This window comes from Streptococcus sp. SG2 (genome assembly GCF_030439925.1).
Taxonomy (GTDB): Bacteria; Bacillota; Bacilli; order Lactobacillales; family Streptococcaceae; genus Streptococcus; species Streptococcus gordonii.
The window spans coordinates 371,697-396,063 of the sequence record NZ_JAQFJD010000001.1 but is presented as its reverse complement, the minus strand read 5'-3'; the positions used below and the strand labels follow the sequence as shown (position 1 = coordinate 396,063).

Annotated in this window: 24 protein-coding genes; 18 read left to right on the top strand and 6 right to left on the bottom strand. The window is 34.5% G+C overall.

The features are described from left to right. Positions 1-426: 426 nt before the first annotated feature. Positions 427-1,398 (bottom strand): response regulator transcription factor, encoded by a 972-nt coding sequence (locus PCY09_RS01920; RefSeq protein ID WP_061601979.1) that lies wholly within the window; start codon positions 1,396-1,398, stop codon positions 427-429. 223 nt (positions 1,399-1,621) lie between these two features. Here PCY09_RS01920 and ptcA point away from each other — a divergent pair, with 223 nt between their 5' ends. From ptcA to PCY09_RS01900, 4 genes are all read left to right on the top strand, one after another. Continuing rightward, complete coding sequence (gene ptcA, locus PCY09_RS01915; RefSeq protein ID WP_061594879.1) at positions 1,622-2,635, top strand: putrescine carbamoyltransferase; 1,014 nt, start codon at positions 1,622-1,624, stop codon at positions 2,633-2,635. A 63-nt stretch (positions 2,636-2,698) separates the two neighbouring features. Beyond that, positions 2,699-4,057 carry an APC family permease gene (locus tag PCY09_RS01910; protein ID WP_061594878.1) on the top strand — a complete coding sequence of 453 codons (1,359 nt, stop codon included), beginning with the start codon at positions 2,699-2,701 and terminating at the stop codon, positions 4,055-4,057. Between the two features lie 39 nt (positions 4,058-4,096). Next, positions 4,097-5,209: an agmatine deiminase gene (aguA, locus tag PCY09_RS01905; RefSeq protein WP_061594877.1), complete on the top strand. Its 1,113-nt coding sequence runs from the start codon at positions 4,097-4,099 to the stop codon at positions 5,207-5,209. A 102-nt stretch (positions 5,210-5,311) separates the two neighbouring features. Continuing rightward, a complete protein-coding gene (locus PCY09_RS01900; protein WP_061594876.1) occupies positions 5,312-6,124 on the top strand; it encodes a beta-galactosidase in 813 nt (270 codons plus the stop codon). A gap of 331 nt (positions 6,125-6,455) precedes the next feature. Here the strand turns inward: PCY09_RS01900 and guaA are convergent, their stop codons facing one another. After that, the gene (gene guaA, locus PCY09_RS01895) at positions 6,456-8,012 is read right to left on the bottom strand and encodes a glutamine-hydrolyzing GMP synthase (protein WP_045502934.1); all 1,557 of its coding nucleotides are present in this window, start codon (positions 8,010-8,012) and stop codon (positions 6,456-6,458) included. Positions 8,013-8,154: 142 nt separating this feature from the next. Here guaA and PCY09_RS01890 point away from each other — a divergent pair, with 142 nt between their 5' ends. From PCY09_RS01890 to msr(D), 11 genes are all read left to right on the top strand, one after another. After that, positions 8,155-8,853 carry a GntR family transcriptional regulator gene (locus PCY09_RS01890; RefSeq protein WP_045774012.1) on the top strand — a complete coding sequence of 233 codons (699 nt, stop codon included), beginning with the start codon at positions 8,155-8,157 and terminating at the stop codon, positions 8,851-8,853. Positions 8,854-9,012: 159 nt separating this feature from the next. Continuing rightward, positions 9,013-9,345: a putative DNA-binding protein gene (locus PCY09_RS01885; protein ID WP_061583395.1), complete on the top strand. Its 333-nt coding sequence runs from the start codon at positions 9,013-9,015 to the stop codon at positions 9,343-9,345. A gap of 2 nt (positions 9,346-9,347) precedes the next feature. Continuing rightward, positions 9,348-9,563: a hypothetical protein gene (locus PCY09_RS01880; protein WP_061583394.1), complete on the top strand. Its 216-nt coding sequence runs from the start codon at positions 9,348-9,350 to the stop codon at positions 9,561-9,563. Positions 9,564-9,591: 28 nt separating this feature from the next. Next, positions 9,592-11,166 carry a signal recognition particle protein gene (gene ffh / locus PCY09_RS01875; protein WP_125397043.1) on the top strand — a complete coding sequence of 525 codons (1,575 nt, stop codon included), beginning with the start codon at positions 9,592-9,594 and terminating at the stop codon, positions 11,164-11,166. Positions 11,167-11,243: 77 nt separating this feature from the next. Further along, positions 11,244-12,047 carry an alpha/beta hydrolase gene (locus tag PCY09_RS01870; protein ID WP_125397044.1) on the top strand — a complete coding sequence of 268 codons (804 nt, stop codon included), beginning with the start codon at positions 11,244-11,246 and terminating at the stop codon, positions 12,045-12,047. Positions 12,048-12,141: 94 nt separating this feature from the next. Beyond that, positions 12,142-12,585 (top strand): MepB family protein, encoded by a 444-nt coding sequence (locus PCY09_RS01865; protein ID WP_125397045.1) that lies wholly within the window; start codon positions 12,142-12,144, stop codon positions 12,583-12,585. Between the two features lie 393 nt (positions 12,586-12,978). Continuing rightward, the gene (locus PCY09_RS01860; RefSeq protein ID WP_064520786.1) at positions 12,979-14,001 is read left to right on the top strand and encodes a hypothetical protein; all 1,023 of its coding nucleotides are present in this window, start codon (positions 12,979-12,981) and stop codon (positions 13,999-14,001) included. Continuing rightward, the gene (locus PCY09_RS01855; RefSeq protein ID WP_049422417.1) at positions 13,988-15,478 is read left to right on the top strand and encodes an LA2681 family HEPN domain-containing protein; all 1,491 of its coding nucleotides are present in this window, start codon (positions 13,988-13,990) and stop codon (positions 15,476-15,478) included. The genes PCY09_RS01860 and PCY09_RS01855 overlap by 14 nt, the downstream gene beginning before the upstream one ends. Before the next feature lie 772 nt (positions 15,479-16,250). Next, entirely contained in the window at positions 16,251-16,421 is a 171-nt protein-coding gene (locus tag PCY09_RS01850; RefSeq protein WP_000873143.1) for a hypothetical protein, read from the top strand. Positions 16,422-16,806: 385 nt separating this feature from the next. Further along, positions 16,807-18,024 carry a macrolide efflux MFS transporter Mef(A) gene (gene mef(A) / locus PCY09_RS01845; RefSeq protein WP_000417519.1) on the top strand — a complete coding sequence of 406 codons (1,218 nt, stop codon included), beginning with the start codon at positions 16,807-16,809 and terminating at the stop codon, positions 18,022-18,024. Positions 18,025-18,143: 119 nt separating this feature from the next. Next, complete coding sequence (gene msr(D), locus PCY09_RS01840; RefSeq protein WP_000420313.1) at positions 18,144-19,607, top strand: ABC-F type ribosomal protection protein Msr(D); 1,464 nt, start codon at positions 18,144-18,146, stop codon at positions 19,605-19,607. A gap of 117 nt (positions 19,608-19,724) precedes the next feature. Here msr(D) and PCY09_RS01835 read toward each other — a convergent pair whose 3' ends face one another. From PCY09_RS01835 to PCY09_RS01820, 4 genes are read right to left on the bottom strand one after another with little or no spacing between them, the layout of a single operon-like run. After that, complete coding sequence (locus PCY09_RS01835; protein ID WP_001072467.1) at positions 19,725-20,024, bottom strand: DUF5960 family protein; 300 nt, start codon at positions 20,022-20,024, stop codon at positions 19,725-19,727. After that, complete coding sequence (locus tag PCY09_RS01830) at positions 20,011-20,379, bottom strand: hypothetical protein (protein ID WP_000567222.1); 369 nt, start codon at positions 20,377-20,379, stop codon at positions 20,011-20,013. The genes PCY09_RS01835 and PCY09_RS01830 overlap by 14 nt, the downstream gene beginning before the upstream one ends. 12 nt (positions 20,380-20,391) lie before the next feature. Next, positions 20,392-20,727, bottom strand: a complete 336-nt coding sequence (locus tag PCY09_RS01825; RefSeq protein WP_000806926.1) for a hypothetical protein — start codon at positions 20,725-20,727, stop codon at positions 20,392-20,394. Then, entirely contained in the window at positions 20,724-20,969 is a 246-nt protein-coding gene (locus PCY09_RS01820) for a hypothetical protein (protein WP_001813542.1), read from the bottom strand. Before PCY09_RS01820 ends, PCY09_RS01825 begins: the two co-directional genes overlap by 4 nt. Positions 20,970-21,362: 393 nt before the next feature. On the opposite strand from PCY09_RS01820, the gene PCY09_RS01815 reads away from it, so the two are divergent. The 3 genes from PCY09_RS01815 (at position 21,363) to PCY09_RS01805 (ending at position 24,352) form a co-directional block, all read left to right on the top strand. Continuing rightward, positions 21,363-21,980 (top strand): TetR/AcrR family transcriptional regulator, encoded by a 618-nt coding sequence (locus PCY09_RS01815; RefSeq protein ID WP_064520785.1) that lies wholly within the window; start codon positions 21,363-21,365, stop codon positions 21,978-21,980. 109 nt (positions 21,981-22,089) lie between these two features. Beyond that, a complete protein-coding gene (locus tag PCY09_RS01810) occupies positions 22,090-22,800 on the top strand; it encodes an ABC transporter ATP-binding protein (protein WP_064520784.1) in 711 nt (236 codons plus the stop codon). Beyond that, positions 22,793-24,352 carry a hypothetical protein gene (locus PCY09_RS01805; RefSeq protein ID WP_101799728.1) on the top strand — a complete coding sequence of 520 codons (1,560 nt, stop codon included), beginning with the start codon at positions 22,793-22,795 and terminating at the stop codon, positions 24,350-24,352. The genes PCY09_RS01810 and PCY09_RS01805 overlap by 8 nt, the downstream gene beginning before the upstream one ends. The last annotated feature ends 15 nt before the right edge of the window (positions 24,353-24,367 follow it).

Genomic DNA, 24,367 nt, shown 5'->3' with positions numbered 1-24,367 from the left:
AAGGAATAAATCCAAATTTGAATCTAAGATTTAGCGATATAAATGAATTAAAGAAGGCGTTTTTAAAAATTAAACCAAAATAAAACCGCCTTATTAAATATGATGGTTGACTAATCTATTTTATGGTATTAATTGATGTCAATTTTATCCAAATCAGTGGATTTCGTTCCGTTTTTATGGAAGGTTCAAAGATAAAATTGTTGATATAAAGAGATTTGTGAGGATCGAGGTACCTTAGCGTTCAATGTGAAAAATCTCTAAACTTTAATATTCGTTTATGTGTATTTGAAGCATTTCGTTATATACGAGATGCTTTTTTATATTATCGAATATATAATTGATAATTGGAACAACTAAAAAGACATCTGAAAGAAATTAAATCAGATGTCTTTTATTCTTTCTTTTAAAGTAGTGGCTATGACACAATTATTGCTCAGGATGTTCGTTTTCAAAGGAATTATATACTTCAAAAAGTTGATTTCGTTTAGTGATCTCAAGTTTTATAAAAATATTGTGTACATGTGTCTTCACAGTTCCAACTGAAAGAAACAATTGATCCGCAATTTCCTGATTGTTTTTGTGTTCAAGAAGTAGAGGAAGAATTTCTTTTTCACGTTCAGTTAAATGAAGTTTTTCAGAGAATAGATCTAGTGTACTGGGGTTGTCAATTTTTTGGGATTTATCAGATGAACTTAATTGTTCTTCTACATTCGAAATAGCTTTCCAATCAGAAAGAATATATTTGATTATTAAATAACAAACAGCAATAGTAAACATGTCTTCACACATATTTCTATTTTGAATTCGCAGATTCAACAAGTCATACGAATCTACATTAAAAATAACAAATAAATCTTCTAAGATAATTAGAATGCCAAATAGCACTCCGATATTTGAAATAGTTTTTAAGTAATTTTTATTTCGACTACTAATATTTAAAGATGTTAGATTTCGTCTCGCATATATACCAGTATAAATCAAAAGAAGCTGATTGGGTAAATAGTACATAAAAACTCTTAATGGTGAATTGTTTAGAATTGGGAAAGCCATCCATATGAAAGTAATAGAAATAAAGCAATAGTGGGTTAATAAAGGTGTTTCTTTCCTCAGTCTAGCAACTATCCAAAACTGACAAATATTATTAACAAGATATATGACAGTTTTAACAAAAGGAACTCCCAGAAAGTGTTGGTTATATGTGTTTCCGAAATCTTTAATTATTTCTGTCATTGAAAGGATCAGATTATCAAAAATAAAAAAAACAAGATATAAACCGACTACAAAAAATAAGTATTTTTTATCCTTTTCTGAGTTTAAAGAATAGGTCAATACAATACCAAGGGTCAAAGTATACAGTATAATTAAAAATACATTGTATATATAAACTATTTCAATCATATTTAGCCTCCATTTATTCTGTGAAACTAATTAAAACTCTAAACTTTATCTAAAAGGAATAAAATAGGGAATTTATATTTAAAATAGCATTACATTTTTAAAAGCATAAATACTGGGTTTAGTACTTAAACTTTTAAAAAATAGGGTTTACACCTTTAAGTTTATCGCAAACTATAAAATTTTTCAATATCATTAAAGCATAACAACACAGGAGGTCTCAATTATGAGCAACAAAATTGATTATATTACAACAGAAGAGTTCTCTAAAGAGCAACTTTTAGAAATGGCTGAGCTATCTCTTAAGATTAAAGCTTGTATTAAAAATGGGTATTACCCACCTTTGTTGGAAAATAAAACTCTAGGTATGATTTTTCAACAATCATCTACAAGAACACGGATTTCTTTTGAAACCGCTATGACTCAACTTGGAGGGCACGCACAATATTTGGCACCTGGTCAAATTCAACTAGGAGGACACGAAACACTAGAAGATACAGCAACCGTGGTTTCTCGCTTAACAGATATTATAATGGCACGTGTTGAGCGTCATAAGAGTGTAGTTGATTTAGCAAAATTTTCTCAAGTACCAGTAATTAACGGTATGAGTGATTATAATCATCCTACACAAGAATTGGGAGATCTGATTACGATTATTGAAAATTTGCCGAAAGGAAAAAAATTAGAAGATTGTAAGGTAGTATTTGTAGGAGATGCAACTCAAGTATGCTTTTCTTTAGGATTAATTACATTGAAAATGGGTATGGAATTTGTTCACTTCGGTCCGAAGGGATTCCAATTGAATGATAGGCATAAGTCAAAATATGATGAAATTTGTAAACTATCAGGTGGTAAATATTTGGTAACTGATGAAATAGATTCAATTACTGGTGCAGATTTCTTATACACTGATGTATGGTATGGCCTATATGAAGCAGAATTATCAGAAGAAGAACGTATGAAGGTTTTCTATCCTAAATATCATGTTGATTCAGAGATGATGGCAAAAGCAGGAGAAAAATGTAAATTCATGCACTGTTTACCTGCTACACGTGGCGAAGAAGTGTCTGATGAAGTGATGGATGGGCCAAATTCAGTTTGTTTTGATGAGGCGGAAAATCGTTTAACTTCAATGCGAGGTATCTTAGTTTATCTACTTCGTGATTTTGAAAAACGACATCCATATGACCTTGAAAAACAATCTGTAGCTAAAGCAGAATTGGAATCATTTTTAAAATAAAAAGTGTCAATTTACTTTAAATTGACGATGTTACAACTCTCCTCTTAAAGGAAGGAGAAAAAAATGGAAGAAAAGAAAAAATTTAGTTTGTTTACTACAGTATTAACTGTAATATGTGTTGTATTTGTTGCAGAAGCTGCTGCTCCAGTTGCAGCGATTGGAAATTCTCAATTCTTTTGGTGGTTATTTCTATTAATTGCTTTTTTGTTACCTTACGGATTGATTTCAGCTGAATTAGGTACTACTTATATAGGTGATGGTGGAATCTATGATTGGGTGACTAAGGCGTTTGGACACCGATGGGGCTCAAGGACCTCCTGGTATTATTGGATTAATTTTCCATTGTGGTTAGCATCACTAGCTGTTATGACTCCTGGGTTGTTGACAACGATAACAGGAATTGAGTTTTCGATGTTCTGGACATTATTAATTGAACTTGTATTTATTTGGTTAATTATATGGATAAGCTTTTATCCCGCAAGTGATAGCGTATGGATCCTCAATGGTGCGGCAATTATAAAAATGATATTAGCTCTATTGGTGGGAGTCTTGGGATTATATATTGCCTTTACAAAAGGAATGGCTAATAAAATTACGTTGGATTCACTTTTACCATCATTTGATTTAAATAGTCTATCATTTATTTCTGTTATTATTTTTAATTTACTTGGCTTTGAGGTTATTTGTACGTGTGCGGATGACATGGAGAATCCTAAAAAACAAATACCACAATCTATAATTGTTGCAGGTTTAGTTATTGCTGCTATTTATATATTTTCTGCATTTGGTATTGGTGTAGCGATTCCTGTTGATAAAATTTCTACTAGTAGTGGTATGATGGATAGCTTTAAACTTTTGACCGGATCAGAAAATGGATGGTTTATAATTTTAATGGCATTTCTTTTCTTACTAACCCTTTTTGGAAATATGATTTCATGGTCATTAGGAGTGAATAACACGGCATGTTATGCTGCTGAAAACGGAGATATGCCAAAGTTTTTTGCAAAACGTAGTAAAAAGAATAACATGCCAATTGGATCAGCTTTAGCAAATGGTTTTGTTGCGACATTTGTAGTAGTCATAGCACCAATATTGCCAAATCAGGATCTGTTTTGGGCGTTCTTCTCATTAAACCTTGTTATGTTCCTACTTTCTTATATACCAGTTTTTCCATCATTTTATAAGTTAAGAAAAATTGATCCAGAGACCCCTCGACCTTTTAAAGTAGGAGGAAGTGATCTTATTTTAAAAATTATGGTTGTAATTCCAATTATTATGATTTTGATCTCGCTTTTATTTACAGCATTCCCATTATCTTTTGATGAAGTAACATTAGCTGATAAATTACCTGTAACTATCGGTTCATTGATTTGTCTTATCTTAGGTGAAGTAATTATTCGTGTGAAAAAAATCAAAAAATGATAGCAACTAAATACCAGTACAATAAAAGGAGGACTTGAGATGTCTAAACGTATTGTGGGGACAACCCCTAAAGTAGATGGATTTCGAATGCCAGGAGAATTCGAAGAACAAGAACAAATTTGGATGTTATGGCCATGGCGAAATGATAATTGGCGTCTAGGAGCCAAACCGGCTCAAAAAGCATTTTTAGATGTTGCTAAAGCTATTAGTGAATTTGAGCCAGTTTCACTTTGTGTACCACCTCTTCAATTTGAAAATGCTATAGCTCGTGTATCTGCTCTTAATTGCGAAAATATAAGAGTAATTGAGATGACAAATGATGATTCGTGGATTCGCGACTGTGGTCCTACATTTCTTATAAATGATAAAGGTGAACGTCGTGCAGTAGACTGGGAATTCAATGCATGGGGTGGTTTAGTAGATGGACTCTATTTCCCTTGGGATCAAGATGCGCTTGTTGCAAGAAAAGTTTGTGAATTAACAAATACTGATTCTTATAAAACAGATGATTTTGTTTTAGAAGGAGGATCAATTCACGTTGATGGTGAAGGTACAGTGATGGTTACTGAAATGTGTCTTCTTCATCCAAGTCGAAACCCACATTTGTCAAAAGAAGAAATTGAACAAAAATTAAAAGATTATTTGAATTGTGAAAAAGTAATTTGGGTGAAAGATGGTATTGACCCATATGAAACGAATGGTCATATTGATGATGTAGCATGTTTTGTAAAACCTGGAGAAGTTGCATGTATTTACACTGAAGATGAAAGCCATCCTTTCTACAAGGAAGCAAAAGCTGCGTTTGAATTCCTAAGTGAACAAACAGATGCAAGAGGCAGAAAATTAAAAGTACATAAAATGTGTGTTACTAAGAAGCCATGCTATCTAAAAGATGCAGATACGATTGATTTTTCAGAAGGGGCTATTCCAAGAGAGGAAGGAGAAGTTGCAATTGCATCATATTTGAATTTCTTAATAGTGAATGGAGGAATTATTCTCCCTCAATATGGTGATGAGAACGATGCGTTAGCGGTTGAACAAGTGCAAGCGATGTTCCCTGATCGTAAAGTAGTTGGAGTTGAAACTACAGAGATTGCATATGGTGGTGGCAATATTCACTGTATAACACAGCAACAACCAGCAACGAAATAACATATGCAGAGTCTGGTAAAGCAGGCTCTGTTTTTTCTAATATATCGCATTAAGTAGACGGAGGAATATGAAGATAAATTGTTTTACTAAGAGGTATTAGAGATGAAAAATATTAAAATAGAATATAGCTGGTTGAAAAATTCTGCTATAACAGGAGTCAATCAATTACCTGAACATTCTGAGCATTATTATTTTGATAAGTACGTAGATATAAATCAACTAGACTATTTTCAAATAGATAAGATGCACTTAAACAGTAATTGGACTTACATGAAATCAGATTTCAATGAAAAAAACGGTGATGACGAATCTACATTGGTAACTTTGTTTAATCATTTTAAAGGTGAAGATAAATTAATTACTAAAAATATTATCTTGAAAATGAAAAGCTTAAATCTTCCCGTGTATATTTGGATGAATGGGGTCTTTGTTGGATTTTCAAAGGGACTTGAACAGTCTATAGAGTTTGAAATTACAAATTTACTACGTTTGGAGGAAAATGAACTTATAATTAAGGTATGCTCTATTGAAGAAGAAAAACAAAACAATAATGTGATACTAGATTCAACGTTAGATTCTATCTTAGACAAAATTGCGGAGAGTATTATTTATAGTACTCCTAAACTACATGTATATGATTTTAATGCTGTATTAGGAAATAGTCAAAATTTAAATAAATCGACATTAAACATTGATTGCTTATTAAATGGATATTCTAATAGCGCTATAATTAGTGTTTATATATATGATAAAGAAAAAAAAATTATTTTTAAGGAGAATATAGATTATACTAATAAACTTGAAAAAAGATATGATTTAGATATAAATTATTTAGCGATTTCTTTTGTAGAATTGTTAATAATTGATGATGGAACAATAGTAGAAACAGCTATAACAAAAGTTAAGATAGTGTAGGAAAAGTTGTGTAAACATAAAAAGGGATAAATTCCTTATAGTAGAATTGCGAAACATTACTCTATAAGGGATTTATTTCTATGACACAATTTACTACATTATTGTTTAATTTCCCAGTATCAAAACGAGATACGATGAATTTTTTCATTCTTCTTATAGAGAAGAAACTATAATTTGCGCTTTTACATCTTTAAAACAAAAGCGCCCCATCAGATCAGTTTCTGGTGGGGCTTTTGGTGGGGAACCAATCAATTTTGATTGATTTTTAACCTTTTATAATAACCGAAAATGCTGTTAAAACAAACATTTCACTTCAAATCATGTTTATAAATCATTCCCACTCAACAGTTGCAGGTGGTTTGCTGGTGATATCGTAGACGATGCGGTTGACGTGGTCTACTTCGTTTACGATACGAACAGAAATTTTCTGTAAGACTTCCCAAGGAATCTTAGCGAAGTCAGCTGTCATGCCATCGATAGAAGTGATTGCGCGAATTGCAATTGTGTAGTCGTATGTACGTCCGTCTCCCATAACACCAACAGAACGAACACCTGTATTAACAGTGAAATACTGCCAAATATCGCGATCAAGACCAGCCTTAGCGATTTCTTCACGAAGAATAGCATCAGACTCACGAACAGTTTCTAGTTTTTCTTCAGTGATTTCTCCCATAACACGAATAGCAAGACCTGGGCCTGGGAACGGTTGGCGCCAGACGATTTCATCAGGCATACCAAGCTCTGTACCTAAGGCACGAACCTCGTCCTTATAAAGTGTGTTCAGTGGTTCAATCAGTTCAAACTGCATGTCTTCTGGCAGACCACCCACGTTGTGGTGAGACTTAATAGTTTGAGCGGTATCAGTACCAGACTCAATCACATCGGTATAAAGAGTTCCTTGAGCCAAGAATTTTACATCTTTCAATTTGCTGGCTTCGTCGTCAAAGACATAGACAAATTCATTCCCAATGATTTTGCGTTTTTGTTCTGGATCAGAAACACCTGCGAGTTTATCAAGGAAACGTTTAGCTGCGTCTGCTTTGACGATATTTAGTCCGAATTTTCCGCCCAACATTTCCATAACTTGATCAGCTTCACCCTTACGCAAAAGGCCGTGATCAACAAAGATACAGATCAATTGGTCCCCAATAGCTTTTTGCAAAAGAACACCGACCACAGAAGAATCAACTCCACCTGATAGACCGAGAAGGACGCGTTTGTCGCCAACAGTCTCACGTATTTGTTTGATCTGCATATCAATGAAATTGTCCATTGACCAGTCACCTTTGGCTCCACAGATATTTAGAGCAAAGTTGCGAAGAATATCATAGCCAAACTCAGAATGGCGAACTTCAGGGTGGAATTGAATCCCATAAATCTTCTTAGCAGGATGCTCAATTGCTGCAAAAGGACAATCAGCAGAAGTACCAGTGCGGACAAAGTCAGCAGGGATTTCAGTTACCGCATCTCCATGGCTCATAAGAACCAATTGTTCTTCAGGTGTACTCTCAAAAAGAGGAGAAGAAGTGCGAGTCAATTTAGACTGACCATATTCGCGGTTTCCAGCGTCACCAGCCGGCACTACCTTACCTCCTAATTTATGAGTCAGAAGTTGCATACCATAGCAAATTCCCAAGATAGGAATGCCTAACTCAAAAATTTCAGGATCAATATCAAAGGAACCGTCTTCATAAACAGAGTTTGGTCCACCAGAAAGAATAATTCCGACGGGATTGATCTCTTTTACCTCTGCAGCGGAAATTTTATTACTCTTTAATTCAGAAAATACCCCAATTTCACGAATTCGACGAGAGATGAGCTGGTTGTACTGGCTGCCGTAGTCCAATACGATAATTTTTTCGACATCTTGCAATTCAGATTTAGTCATCTTTTTCCTTCCCTAAAAGAAATTTATTTTTCCTTATTTTATCATAAAAGAAAGGCTTTTTCCAATGCCATGAAGTAAATGTTGACTTTTATTTCGATTGATAATACAATATTTTTAAAAGGAAATCCAAAAGGAAATCACTATGCTCCCTGCTTATTTACAAATTCATGATCAAATAAAAAAAGAAATTGATGAAGAAGTCTGGCAAATCGGGCAGAGATTGCCCAGTGAGCGAGACTTAGCTGAGACTTTTCAAGTTAGCCGAATGACTCTTCGCCAAGCGATCACACTCCTTGTAGAAGAAGGGGTACTGGAACGCCGGGTTGGAAGCGGAACATTTGTTGCCAGCACGCGCGTCCAGGAGAAAATGAGAGGCACTACCAGCTTTACTGAAATTATGAAATCTCAGGGTAAAACCCCTTCTAGTCAGTTGATTTCCTATCGACGAACTCTACCAAGCAAACAAGAAGTCGAAAAGCTAGGAATAAACAAGACTGAAAATATCATTCGAATGGAGCGGGTTCGCTACGCAGATAAGCTACCAGTTGTATACGAAGTAGCTTCAATACCAGAAAAGTTTATTAAAAATTTCAACAAAGAAGAAATTACCAGTCATTTCTTTCAAACTCTTCAAGAACATGGTTATAAGATTGGCAAATCCCAACAAACGATTTACGCACGCTTGGCTAAGGAAAAGATCGCCCATTATCTTGAAATCCCAAGAGGACATGCCATTTTGGCTTTGACTCAAGTATCTTATTTCGAAGATGGGACAGCCTTCGAGTATGTAAAAAGTCAATATGTCGGAGATCGTTTTGAATTTTATTTAGAAAACAACTAATTTACATAATTATAATTACGTCACACCCTAAAAAATACAAGGGTGTTTTTAAAACCCGAAAAAGATGAATTTGAATTACCTTAAAACATTTGCGAAAGAAAAGTCATTTCCACTGTGAGTAACTAGAGTTTATCAGCCTTTTTTGGTATAATATTTCTTATGGAAATCGAAAAAACCAATCGTATGAATGCTCTGTTTGAATTTTATGCTGCTCTATTGACAGATAAACAAATGAATTATATTGAGCTATATTATGCGGATGATTATAGTCTTGCTGAAATAGCTGAAGAATTTGGTGTCAGCCGTCAGGCAGTCTATGATAATATCAAACGAACAGAGAAAATTTTAGAAGACTATGAAATGAAGTTACATATGTATTCTGACTACATTGTTAGGAGCCAAATCCTGGAGGAAATCGCTGAAAAGTATCCTAAAGATGGTTTCTTGCAAGAGCAAATTGCAACTCTATCCAGCATTGATAACAGAGACTAATCATGGCAAGACAAGTTATCTATAAGGGAATGTCTTGCTGGTTATTGGAGTCGGAAGAACCTTTCCCTGCCAGAGTGCAAATCATCTCCCCCGACGATCTTTCTAAAGCGATGAAATTAGGATTCAGTTGCTGGGGATATCCAAATGAGATTATGAAAGAACTCTCTACAAAAGAATACCAATGTTTAAGTCGTCATGGACGATTTCCACTAAATTGATTGAAATAGAAACTAGGAGAAATAAAAAATGGCATTTGAAAGTTTAACAGAACGTCTGCAAAACGTCTTTAAAAATCTGCGCAGAAAAGGAAAAATCTCAGAGAGTGATGTACAGGAAGCAACCAAAGAGATTCGTCTAGCCCTTTTAGAAGCCGACGTTGCTCTGCCAGTTGTCAAAGACTTTATCAAGAAAGTCCGTGAGCGTGCGGTCGGTCACGAGGTTATCGATACCCTCAACCCAGCTCAACAGATTATCAAGATTGTTGACGAAGAGCTGACAACTATCCTGGGCTCTGATACTGCTGAAATTATCAAATCACCAAAGATTCCGACTATTATCATGATGGTCGGTTTACAAGGGGCTGGTAAGACCACCTTTGCTGGAAAGCTTGCTAATAAGCTCAAGAAAGAAGAAAAGGCTCGCCCGCTCATGATTGCGGCAGATATTTACCGGCCAGCGGCTATTGATCAGCTGAAAACACTGGGACAGCAAATTGATGTACCAGTCTTTGCCTTAGGTACGGAAGTTCCGGCTGTTGAGATTGTCCGTCAAGGTTTGGAGCAAGCAAAAGCCAACCACAATGACTATGTCCTGATTGATACGGCTGGGCGTCTTCAGATTGACGAAAAGCTCATGCAGGAGCTGTCAGATGTCAAAGCGCTGGCTAATCCCAATGAAATCCTCTTAGTTGTCGATGCTATGATTGGTCAGGAAGCAGCTAATGTCGCTCGAGAATTTAACAGCCAACTAGAAGTGACCGGGGTTATCCTGACTAAGATTGATGGTGATACCCGTGGTGGTGCAGCTCTATCTGTCCGTCAGATTACTGGTAAGCCTATTAAATTTACTGGTACTGGTGAAAAGATCACTGATATCGAAACCTTCCACCCAGACCGTATGTCCAGCCGGATTTTGGGTATGGGGGACATGCTGACTCTGATCGAAAAAGCCTCTCAAGAATACGATGAGAAAAAATCGCTTGAAATGGCTGAAAAGATGCGGGAAAACACCTTTGATTTCAATGATTTCATTGATCAATTAGACCAAGTGCAAGGCATGGGGCCCATGGAAGATTTGATCAAAATGCTACCTGGTATGGCTAGTAACCCTGCTCTTAAAAACTTTAAGGTCGATGAAAGAGAAATTGCCCGCAAGCGTGCCATTGTATCTTCAATGACACCTGAAGAACGTGAAAATCCTGATTTATTGACACCTAGCCGTCGTCGTCGAATTGCCAATGGCTCAGGAAACAGCTTTGTAGACGTCAATAAATTTATCAAAGATTTCAATCAGTCTAAACAATTAATGCAAGGCGTTCTCTCTGGTGACATGAGCAAGATGATGAAGCAAATGGGACTCAATCCAAACAATATGCCTAAAAACATGCCTGGAGGCGGTTCAATGCCAGATATTTCAGCCCTGGAAGGCATGATGGGACAAGGTGGTATGCCGGATATGTCAGCTTTGGGAGGAGCTGGTATGCCAGATATGAGCCAAATGTTTGGTGGTGGCCTAAAAGGGAAGGCCGGAGAGTTTCTGATGCGTCGAAGTATGAACAAAATGGCTAAGCAAATGAAGAAAAACAAGAAGAAGCGGAAGTAATAACAAAAAACAAGTCGCATAACTAAGTTTTATGTGGCTTGTTTTTGGAAACATCAGATTCAGATACGGAGACTAGAATGAAGCCTTTTTTGACTCAATTGATTCATCGACTTGCTAAAACATTTCAAAAATTATTGAATAAGCTGCCTAGCCACCCTATTTCTCATCTACCTGCCAGCAAGGTCGAAATACGCCCCATTATCATGATTCCGGGTAGTTCTGCAACGGAAAATCGCTTTAATCGAATGGTTAAAAAGCTCAACCGCAATCAGCATCCACATCATAGCCTTGTCCGTATCAAAGTCTGGAATGATGGACACATGACTTACCGAGGGCATTTGAAGCGCAAGGACAGAAATCCTATTTTTGTAGTTGGATTTCAAAATAATCGTGACGGTTATGAAAATATCAAGCAGCAGGCGGCAATGTTTGACACTGCTTTAACAGTTTTAAGAGAGAAGTATTCTTTTAACAGCTTTAAAGCGCTGGGGCATTCTAACGGTGGTCTAATTTATACAGTATTCCTGCAGCAATACCTTGCAAACCACTCTGAGCTAGAGATGGAAAAGCTCCTGACTATTGGTAGTCCTTATAATCTGAATAAGAAAAACATCAATCATCGAGTTGCGATGCTAGATGACTTCATATCTCACCAAGAAAATCTACCTAAGAAGTTGCAACATTTGTCAATTATGGGAATCTTTTTCCGAGACGGTGACGGAATTGTCCATAAAAGCAGTGTAGAGGCTGGGAGCTTGATTTATAAAGGAAAGATTGCTTCACACAGAGAAGTAGTCATCGTAGGCAAGGATGCCCATCACTCATCTCTACCACAAAATGAACAGGTAATTGATTTGATTAGAGAGTTTTTATTTTTGTGATTTTTTACATAATTTTAATTAGGTAAAAAATTTGCAAGTAATGCTCAAGAATTATCTGTGAGGAAAAAATTTAGATTAAGAAAGACAAGAAACAATGAAAATGACGGATATTCTTCATAGGTATTATGGTGAATTTGATCTGATAAATGAAAAATGGAATGAAGACTATGAAAGCATATTGATTATACCAAAGGATGATCAAGCATATAAAAGATGCCGTTTGGCAAAGAAAACATCCAAAAAAGAAGGCTACTTTACAGTCTTTTGGAAAAAAGACCAAGACAACAAGAATATTCCTTATACAGATGAAGACTTGGGGGATGAACTGGTTATTGTCGTCATCGACGATCATCATTGCGGTTTATTTATCATTCCCAAAGAGGTGGCTATCAGTAAAAAAATTCTCTCTACAAAGAGTTGTAAGGGAAAGATGGCTATGCGATTTTATCCACCCTGGTGTACAAAATTAAATAAAACAGCTCAGGCAACACAAAAATGGCAACTGGATTATTTTCAAAAAATCGAATTAGAAGAATAAGTTTTGCTAAAACAAGGCAGAATGTAGTTTCTCAATTCTGCCTTGTTTTTATTATCTGTTTTTAAAACTAAAAGTTTATGTACAATTGACTTAACATGAGTTAAACCATTGATACAACTGAATTAGAAGCATAAAGTACATTCTTTAAAAAGTGTACTTTATTTTTGTTTTGTACATTATTCTAGAGTGGTATTTTGTATGTTTTATAGTGCATCATATAATCAAATCTAAGAAATTGATTTGTACATTTTTTACTCAAGTAACAGTAGAAGGAGTGACGGTTCAATTGTGCATTTTATTTAAAATATTTATGGCTATAATAATAGTATTTGAAGCATAGATAAAGTAGATACAGTGGTATAATAGTGTCAAAAGACTTTCAGGAGAAATGAGATGAGATCGCATACAGTTATTCTAGGCGCTGGTGCTACTATTGCAGCAATTCCAGATGGTGATAAAAATGGGAAAAGCTCTTCAGTTATGAATGGATTGCTAAAAAAACTTAATTTAGAAGAAATTCTTGCCGGTGTTGAATTACAGACAAAGAGCGAAAATTTGGAAGATATCTATTCAGAATTATTTGAGAGAGAAGAGTGCTCTGAAATAGTTAGGAAGCTAGAAGAAAGACTCTATGATTATTTTGCTTCGTTGGAGTTACCTGATGAACCAACAATTTATGATCTTTTAATATTAAGTTTAACTAATAAAGATTGCATAGCTACGTTTAATTGGGACCCTTTACTTATACAAGCTTATGTTCGCTGTTCAAAAATTACTCTGAACCTGCCACAAATTCTTTGTTTACATGGGAATGTAGCTGTCGGTTTTTGTGAAGAACATACTGAGTTTGGAACAGTAGATTACTATTGCCCAACATGTTATAAAAATTTAAATCCAACAAAATTATTGTATCCCGTAAAAAACAAAGACTATTCTTCCGATGGATACATAAATTGGTGTTGGAAAGCATTAGATTACTTTGTCGATCATTCATATATGTTAACTATTTTTGGATACAGTGCTCCTAAGAGCGATGTAGATGCTGTTAATTTAATGAAAAAAGCATGGGGAAATATTGAAGACCGACCACTTGAAGAAGTTTCCGTAATAGATATTATAGACGAAGAGACTATGCTAAATACATGGAAAGACTTTATTCATAGCCATCATTATAGGTATTCAAATTCATTTTTTGATTCTTACTTAGCAAAATTTCCAAGAAGAACTTGTGAAACCGTATTTGCAACATTTTCATTAAATGTTCCTTCTGATGGTAGTAGAGGATTTAAAGAGAATTTTAATTGGGACATGATAAAAGAGTTTTTATCTGATATGTTAGTTGAAGAACAGGAAAATAAAGGAAAATCAAATTTAAAATCGAAATATTTAGTTTGGGGTGAAGATGTTAACAAATAATCCAATTAATCATAGTGTACTTAAATTGTCAATGGATTTCGATAATGCTTTTAAACATAAAAATATAAAGGAAATCCATAGACTAATAGAATTTGGAAAAAATATGGAAAACACTATTGATGATATTTCCAAAATTCAATTATTTTATTCTATTGGGACAGCATACGCTGATATATTTGAACTAAGTGATAACTTAGTTTTCAACATAGATACCGATTTTACAGTTCAACAAATTTATTACTTTAGAAAAGCTATAGAAATTTCAAATAAAGTTGATATAAATTCTGAGAACAGTAGGTTTGTTTTCCCATTATTATGTTCACTTTACACTAATTACGCAAATTTATTAGATGCTTGTGGTAGAAAGCAGTTAGCTATTAAGATGTATTGTAAATGTATACAAATCAATCCAAGATTCACAATGGCTAGTGGTAACTTAGCTATTTGTCTAGATCATTATCGTAATTTTTTGAATGATAACGAACACCTCCACTTTATTAAAAAAATTAAAAATTTAATAGAAACAAGCATAACTGTTTCAGATCCAAACAGAGTTGATTATGCAGAAAAGCGATTTATTGAACTTTACGAACAATATCTTGATTATAAAGATATAGATGAATGTTCTTGTAAAACAATCGATTATAATCCTAATTCACAAAAGTATCGTGAATGGTGTTGGAACAACGGGCTGTATCTTAATCCACTTAATGACTTACAAGCTGACGATATAAATAGATATGATGATAATCTTTTACTACCAAGTTTATTATTTCAATCGGATAAAGATTTAAACAAATATATTTCTATGTTTAATCAAATTAAGCAAGAATATGTTTATGCCCGTTATCTCTGTTTTAATAGCATTGAGAGTGATTCGGTTCATTATGCTGACGAGAATGTTGATCTTATTGATTGTCTAGACTACGTACAATACTCTATCCGAGTTGAAGGATTAAAAGCATCTTTTAAAACACTATATTCATTATTAGATAAAGTAGCTATGTTTATAAATGAATATTATTCTTTAAAAATTGAAACTCGAAAAGTAAATTTCCATTCAATTTGGAGATCAAATAGTGATTTAAATAAAATGTTGGATAAGAATATTGGTCTGTCATCTATATTTTGGATAGAGAAAGATTTTGATAATGGTGATAATTCTTTAACAGCTAATCCAAACTCAAAGCGATTGAAAATTATTAGAAATTATTTAGAGCATAGATTTACTAATATAACATTGAATATTTTTAATGGAAGTGAAGATAATGAAGATAATAATGAAACCAGACTGTATCTAACTGAATCTGAACTTCAAGAGTTTGCATTAGATTTATTAAATCTTGTAAGAGAAGTTATTTTTTCACTCAAAAATGCCATTCAAATAAGTGAAAATGAAAAACAATCTACTCTAAGCAGTGAAGTTGCTTTAATTCCGATAAATTATGAAGAAGTAGATTTGGAAGATAAATTATAGCATTGAGCATACAATTTATAGTCGTTATAAAAAGCAATAGTCTAAATTCATTTAACTAATCGACTTAACTAGAGTTAAACCATTGATAAAACTGAATTAGAAGGATAAAGTACACTCATTAAGCAGTGTACTTTATTTTTGTTTTGTACATTATTTGTTGATTGCTTAATCAATACTACATCTCTATCAGGCAATTCAGACTCCATTTAGTCCTCTAAAACCCATGTTGAGGCGGTAAGTTTGCTAGTCAAGGAGTAAAACGACGAAGATTAGCATTTACTTCCGCCCATGCGATAGCTGTCCGTGATTGACAAGTGCTAGCACGCAGACAGAACGGAGATAGCGAACCGCTGAGTGTGTCGCTCTGCTCGTAAAAGCTTAGAAACCTTTGAACGAAAGGGATAATGAAAGCCTTGATTGCAAGGCTTTTTGCTTTATGGTGGGTAAGTATCAGAGTGAGAAAATTTTTGGAATGAGTAGAAGTGATAGCTAGAAATTATCAGTTTCTATTTCCATTTACCCTGTGGGTACGTGTTTGTTTCCATTGACAAGGAGTTTGTGGGAATAGAAATGTACCCACCTTGTTTGAATCAAGTGAAGTGTAGTTGAAGGAAATCTGTTGAAAGCAATACTTCATTTTACCGAATAAGTAATAATTTAGGCAACTTCAAATCGATTAAAAAAAACTATTTTAAAGGTTAAGAGTAGACAAAAATTGTCCACTCTTTTTTGCAAACTCAATTTATCAATAAATGAAATGAGGGAATGTAAAATGAAATATTTTGAGGTTGAGTTAGAAAATCCTGATGAATTTTTAAAACTACAAACAGAAGATTTTGTGAAAGCTAATCGCTTGCTACTAAGGAAGATAATCCAGAGCGTTACAGTCTATGAAGAAAACTTCGTCATATCCTTTAAATCTGGCATCGAATTGGAAGTATGAGTCTCATTCCATAACTTTTATATTGAACATATCATCTTGTTGTGTTATACTATAAATTGATATAAACAAAGATGTAGGAGGAACCGAAACTATGACAGCCTCAATGCGTTTAAGATAAGCTGGCAATAAAAAAAGCAGAATCTATACCCGATGATAGGCTTTTTTGTTGTGCTTATTTATACGATATTGAGCATTCATTAGTTACGGTGAGGATATTGGTTATTTAACTATACCTTTATTTAACTATGTCTTTAATATGAATGTTTCCAAATTGTATGTATGCAGACCAAAAGCCACATTGTGGGGTTTGGCCTGCATTTTTTATTGCCTAGAATGCTATTCAAAATAGAAATTCAAGCAAAATAATATGCAGGAGATAATATAAATGGAAAAATACAACAATTGGAAACGAAAATTTTATGCAATATGGGCAGGGCAAGCAGTATCATTAATCACTAGTGCCATCCTGCAAATGGCGATTATTTTTTACCTTACAGAAAAAACAGGATCTGCGATGGTCTTGTCTATGGCTTCATTAGTAGGTTTTTTACCCTATGCGATTTTGGGACCTGCCATTGGTGTGCTAGTGGATCGTCATGATAGGAAGAAGATAATGATTGGTGCCGATTTAATTATCGCAGCAGCTGGTGCAGTGCTTGCTATTGTTGCATTCTGTATGGAGCTACCTGTCTGGATGATTATGATAGTATTGTTTATCCGTAGCATTGGAACAGCTTTTCATACCCCAGCACTCAATGCGGTTACACCACTTTTAGTACCAGAAGAACAGCTAACGAAATGCGCAGGCTATAGTCAGTCTTTGCAGTCTATAAGCTATATTGTTAGTCCGGCAGTTGCAGCACTCTTATACTCCGTTTGGGATTTAAATGCTATTATTGCCATCGACGTATTGGGTGCTGTGATTGCATCTATTACGGTAGCAATTGTACGTATACCTAAGCTGGGTAATCAAGTGCAAAGTTTAGAACCAAATTTCATAAGGGAGATGAAAGAAGGAGTTGTGGTTCTGAGACAAAACAAAGGATTGTTTGCCTTATTACTCTTAGGAACACTATATACTTTTGTTTATATGCCAATCAATGCACTATTTCCTTTAATAAGCATGGAACACTTTAATGGAACGCCTGTGCATATTTCTATTACGGAAATTTCCTTTGCATTTGGGATGCTAGCAGGAGGCTTATTATTAGGAAGATTAGGGGGCTTCGAAAAGCATGTATTACTAATAACAAGTTCATTTTTTATAATGGGGACCAGTTTAGCCGTTTCGGGAATACTTCCTCCAAATGGATTTGTAATATTCGTAGTTTGCTGTGCAATAATGGGGCTTTCGGTGCCATTTTATAGCGGTGTGCAAACAGCTCTTTTTCAGGAGAAAATTAAGCCTGAATATTTAGGACGTGTATTTTCTTTGATCGGAAGTATCATGTCACTTGCTATGCCAATTGGGTTAATTCTTTCTGGATTCTTTGCTGATAAAATCGGTGTAAATCATTGGTTTTTACTATCAGGTATTTTAATTATTGGCATTGCTATAGTTTGCCAAATGATAACTGAGGTTAGAAAATTAGATTTAAAATAAACAATATTGGAGGAATATTTATGTATCTTATTTTCATGTAACTCTTCCTGCTAAAATCGCAGGGTTTTCCCTGCATACAAGCAAATGAAAGCATGCGATTATAGACAGGAGGAAATGTTATGGAATTAATATTAAAAGCAAAAGACATTCGTGTGGAATTCAAAGGACGCGATGTTTTAGATATAAATGAATTAGAAGTATATGATTATGACCGTATTGGTTTAGTAGGAGCAAATGGTGCTGGAAAAAGCACTTTACTCAGGGTACTTTTAGGAGAATTAACTCCCCCAGGATGTAAAATGAATCGTCTGGGTGAACTTGCCTATATTCCCCAGTTGGACGAAGTAACTCTGCAGGAGGAAAAAGATTTTGCACTTGTAGGCAAGCTAGGTGTTGAGCAATTAAATATACAGACTATGAGCGGTGGTGAAGAAACAAGGCTTAAAATAGCACAGGCCTTATCGGCACAGGTTCATGGTATTTTAGCGGATGAACCTACGAGCCATTTAGACCGTGAAGGAATTGATTTTCTAATAGGACAGCTAAAATATTTTACAGGTGCACTGTTAGTTATTAGCCATGACCGCTATTTTCTTGATGAAATAGTAGATAAAATATGGGAACTGAAAGATGGCAAAATCACTGAGTATTGGGGAAACTATTCTGATTATCTTCGTCAGAAAGAGGAAGAACGTAAGAGCCAAGCTGCAGAATACGAACAATTTATTGCGGAACGTGCCCGATTGGAAAGGGCTGCGGAGGAAAAGCGAAAACAGGCTCGTAAAATAGAACAGAAGGCAAAAGGTTCTTCAAAGAAAAAAAGTACTGAAGACGGAGGGCGTTTAGCTCATCAAAAATCAATAGGAAGTAAGGAAAAAAAGATGTATAATGCTGCTAAAACCCTAGAGCACAGGATTGCGGCCTTAGGAAAAGTAGAAGCTCCGGAAGGCATTCGCAGAATTCGTTTCAGGCAAAGTAAAGCATTGGAGCTCCATAATCCATACCCTATAGTCGGTGCAGAAATTAATAAAGTATTTGGGGATAAGGCTCTGTTTGAAAATGCATCTTTTCAAATTCCGTTAGGAGCAAAAGTGGCGTTAACTGGTGGTAATGGAATCGGAAAAACAACTTTAATCCAAATGATCTTAAACCATGAAGAAGGAATTTCTATTTCGCCTAAGGCAAAAATAGGTTACTTTGCACAGAATGGTTACAAGTACAACAGTAATCAGAATGTTATGGAGTTTATGCAGAAGGATTGTGACTACAATATATCAGAAATTCGTTCAGTGCTAGCATCTATGGGGTTCAAACAGAACGATATTGGAAAAAGTTTATCTGTTTTAAGCGGTGGAGAAATTATAAAATTGTTGCTTGCTAAAATGCTCATGGGTAGATATAACATCCTAATAATGGATGAACCCAGTAACTTCCTTGACATACCAAGTTTAGAGGCTTTGGAAATACTAATGAAGGAGTACACCGGAACTATCGTGTTTATCACCCACGATAAACGATTACTCGAAAATGTAGCAGATGTAGTTTATGAAATTAGAGATAAGAAAATAAATCTGAAACATTAAATTTAAGGTAGTCGCTGGTCAGTATAGTCTGTTCTGGTTGGCGACTCCATTGTTAAAGAGTATAAAGACTTTAGATTTTATGAATATTAAAAATAGGAACAGTCAATTGAACTGCTCCTATTTTTCTGCTAAATATATTGTAGTTTTCTTATATGTATAATGATAGATTAGCGGATTCTCATCTACGGTACTTACTTCAAATATGAAGAAGTGATCGCGGTTATCTCTGGACTTTTCCTTATTGAGGACAAAGTAATTCTTACGTGAAGTCGCCATTGTTTTTAGGATATCATCAGTTAGGAAGGTCAATGGAATATTCATGTTAGAGTAGCGGTAGAAGTCACGTTCAAAATCTTGGTAGCTCTCGCTATAATAGTCCATTTGTAGGTGATTACGCTGAAACTCAAGCTGATTCATAGAGCACCTCCTCGACAAGTTCAATACTAATAATGTCTTTTAATTTCAAATTGATGTGACCTGTTGTAGTTTTTATCAAAATGAAATCTTTGGTCAGACTTGGTATTGTTCCAGTGTAGGAAACACGCTTGTTTTTTTCAATCACTTGAATGCGTGTGCGTAGCTGCCCGGCGTATACTTGACTGAGGAGTAATAATTTCTTCTCTAGTGATAAGTCAGACATGTACGTTACTTTGTTTGTATCATCAGAGAGTGCTGATGCATGTTCAGATAGGAAAAAGCCCATCCATTTTTGCATCTTTGTATCCTGGTACTCTCTTGCTGATTGAAATGGTAAATATGAACGGTCAATCATATCAAATCCTTTCTATGCAGAGGCAAGGGTATTTTTATCAAATTGAATCGTAAAACCTTGAATTCCCCCACCTGTGTAACATTCTTTAAAGCGATTGATTACCTCAGTATAGATTATCACAGATGAGCTTGTTGGCTTAATGCTAAATGTAAATTCCAATGGTAATCGGTTTTCAGATTTAGCATGTACTAGTCGTATCGATATTTCAGTTGTTTTGAGTTTTCTCTGACGAAGTTTTGAAGTTGCTGTTTCAACGATTCCATGTAAAAATCTTTCAAGCATTTCAATATCATTACATCCTTTGCTACGGATTTCTGAAAATTGTACTGTATTTTTTTCTTGTTTCATTTTAATCCCTCCAATCCACCCGCGGAATGACCACCGATAAGTTTACTGCGTTCAATATTTCTGGAACCTTCAGTTAGGACGGTTCCTTTTTGTATGGCTAAAAAACCAAACTGTTCTCTGACAACATCAATAGCTGTCTGAAGTCTATTATCTTTTTCAATTTGTTCTACATCATCAAAGAGTGATAGTAGAGTATAGCTTTCATCTACGAAGCCACTATAAGATACACCAATTTGTCTCACTGCACCAGAGGTGTATTTTTTCGGAATAATACAAGTACATGACTCACCATTGTTTTGGGGAGATTTGCGGGTTCAATTTTATTCTGAGCATTTATAGATTTTTTCATCTCAGTCCTAGAATAGCCAATATGAATAGAAACGACAGTAGTCAATACTAGGGCTACTGTTCCGTTCCACAGTATCATTTAAAAATCATTTTCACACCCTTTCGTCTATTAGTATAGAAGAAAGCTCTCAGCACATGTTGAGGCAGCATCACTGCTTGTACGAGCTTAGAAAAAATGTTAACGAAAAAGCCTTAGTGTCAAGGTTTTTTTGGTATCCTCAAAAAGGTAATTTTATAATTGACAATTTGTCAGTAGAGTAGTATAATTTATAAGCAGGAGGAATAAAATGCGAGATGTAAAAGATCCGGAAATTCGACGGGCTGAGATTATGGACGCTGCTATGCTCCTCTTTATGGAGAAAGGATATGCGAACACAACAACTCAGGATATAGTCGATAAGGTAAATATATCACGAGGTTTGCTATACTATCACTTTAAGAATAAAGAAGATATTCTGTATTGTCTCGTGGAACGTTATTCAGAGAAATTATTGAGTGATATTCACGTGATTGTCTATGATGATGACAAAACTGCTATTGAAAAAATAAGAGCCTTTATAGATGCCACAATAATCTCTACAGATAACGTTTCAGCGGAAGGAACTGAGTTACAAAAGACGGTTGATCTTGAAGAAAATCGTTATATGTTAGATAAGTTATCTCATAAGCTCATTGAAAAACTGACTATATATTTTGAGAGGATAATAAATCAAGGCATCTCAGAAAAAGTATTTTCTGTAAAATATCCATCAGAAACAGCAGAATTTCTGATGACAGCCTATGTTTTTGTTTCAAATAACATAGGTATAAAAACTTCAAAGAAAGAAACTGCCAAAGATTACTTGAATGCATTTAAGATAATGCTGGAACAAAATCTAAATACAAAAGGACTCTTTAGCAATTAAAAAAAGATAGAATGTTTGTAAAGAGAACTATGTACCGATAGCTAAATCAAAACAAGCTATCGGTATTATTTCAAAATATGACTGACAAATTGTCAATAGAGGTGAAAATATGTTAGAGATAAAGAATTTTAGTAAAAGTTATGGGGACAAGAAGGTTGTGGATAACCTATCTATTTCAGTACAGCCTGGAGATATTTATGGTTTTATTGGAGCAAATGGTGCAGGCAAAACGACAACGATAAAGGCAGTTGTCGGTATCCATGATTTTGAAGACGGAAGTATAATTATCAACGGTCATTCTATTAAAGAAGAACCTGTTATTTGTAAAAAAATGATGGCGTATATCCCAGATAATCCAGATTTGTATGAACATATGACAGGAATTCAATATATTAATTTTATTGCTGACTTGTTTGAAATTCCTACAAAAATACGCAAGGAGAGAATACAAAAATACGGTGATTTATTTGATATGACTGATCATCTTTCGGGGATTATTTCTTCATATTCACATGGAATGAAGCAACGAACAGCCATTATTTCTGCACTTGTACATTCTCCCAAACTGTTGATTTTAGATGAACCTTTTGTTGGGCTAGATCCCAAAGCAACTTTCCTACTAAAGAAAATTATGCATGAGTGTGTTTCAGATGGAGGTGCTATTTTCTTTTCAACCCATGTATTGGATGTTGCGGAAAAATTATGTAATAAGATTGCCATTATCAAAAATGGAAAGTTAATTGCAAGTGGCAATACAGGAGACGTCAAAGGTGATGAATCATTGGAGGCATTTTTCATGGAGGTGCAGAACAATGAGTAACATTTGGATACTGCTTAAAGCGCAATTGATTAATTTCTTTCCTATTAACGAGATTAGAGATTCACGAAATAAAAAACAAAGTTCAATGGCTATTGCGAGTTTTGGCATAATAACTCTTTCCTTATTTTGCTTTGTTTATAATATAATAACAGCGAAAACATTGGTACACGTCGGACAGCAGAACTTGATTCCAGCATATATGGTATCTGTCTCAAGTTTTTCAATATTATTTTTGACAGTATTTTATTCGAATGGCATTTTATTTGGCAGTCGAGATATGGAAATTCTCCAATCCTTACCTGTTAAAAGTTCGTATATTATCACCAGCAAGTTCATGTTTATGTACTTATTAAATTTTTTAATAGGCTTGATGTTTATGCTTCCGGGTGGAATTATATGGGGCTTGAACGGAAGTTTAAACCTCCTACAGATTATATTGTATTTTACTTCTATAATTTTTGCCCCTTTGATCCCCATGTGTATAGCGGCATGCATGGGACTCGTTATTGTTGTCGCTTCATCTTTTTTTAAAAGAAAAAATGTTATCTCTCTTATTTTTTCATTTGCGATGCTAGGTATAATTGGATATTTTGCATTATCAGCTTTGCAATCAGGTGATGAAAGTAGTATTGGGGTTACTCTGGCTAAGCAAATTACTGGACTGTATCCAATTTCTAGACTATTTATGTCATACTACAATTTTCCAATGTACTATGGGATGGGATTTTATATAGTTCTTTCAATAGTCGTCTTTTATCTATTTGTCAAAATTGCTTCGTTGAAGTATGGACTACTTAATACACTTGCCAATACAAAATCAAGTTATGCTAATGACAAAGTATCTTATGAAAGAAAATCGGTATTTTTTTCCTTGTATCAAAAAGAGCTTGGACGATTTTTAAGTTCTTATATGGCAGTCTTGAATGCTGGGCTTGGAGTGATTCTTTTATGTGTCTTTAGTATATGTTTCCTGTTTAATTCTGTCGGTCAAATAGGAAATTCAGCAGGAATTGAAAATATAAATGAGTATCTTTCAAACTTAGCTCCCGTCTTTATTGCATCTATGCTTTCACTCAGTTGTCCAGCAGCTTCATCTATATCTTTAGAAGGTAAAAATATTTGGATTTTGAAAAGTTCTCCAGTTGAAGTGAAAACGATTTTAAATGCTAAGATAGCTGTCAACCTTACACTTCATTTGATTGGATATATGATTTCTGTATCTGTATTTATGCTGAAACTTGATATGAGTCCTATTCAAGTTATGAATCTAGTTATTGTTCCTATATGTTACTCCCTTTTTATAATGGTAATCGGAATTTCATTAAATAAAAAATATCCAAACTATGATTGGGACAGTGAGATGATAGTTGTCAAACAAAGTCTTCCTGTTATTGTAACTGGAATTATTAGTATGATTACGCTTATTACGCCTATTTTGCTTAATTGGTTTTTTAATCTTCCAATTATATTTGTTTTGCAAGCAGTATCAGTAATTTTACTGGCTATTTCGTTTAGAGTTTATATAAAAATGACCAAGTTAAATTTTATCTAGTTAAAGGAGGAAAAT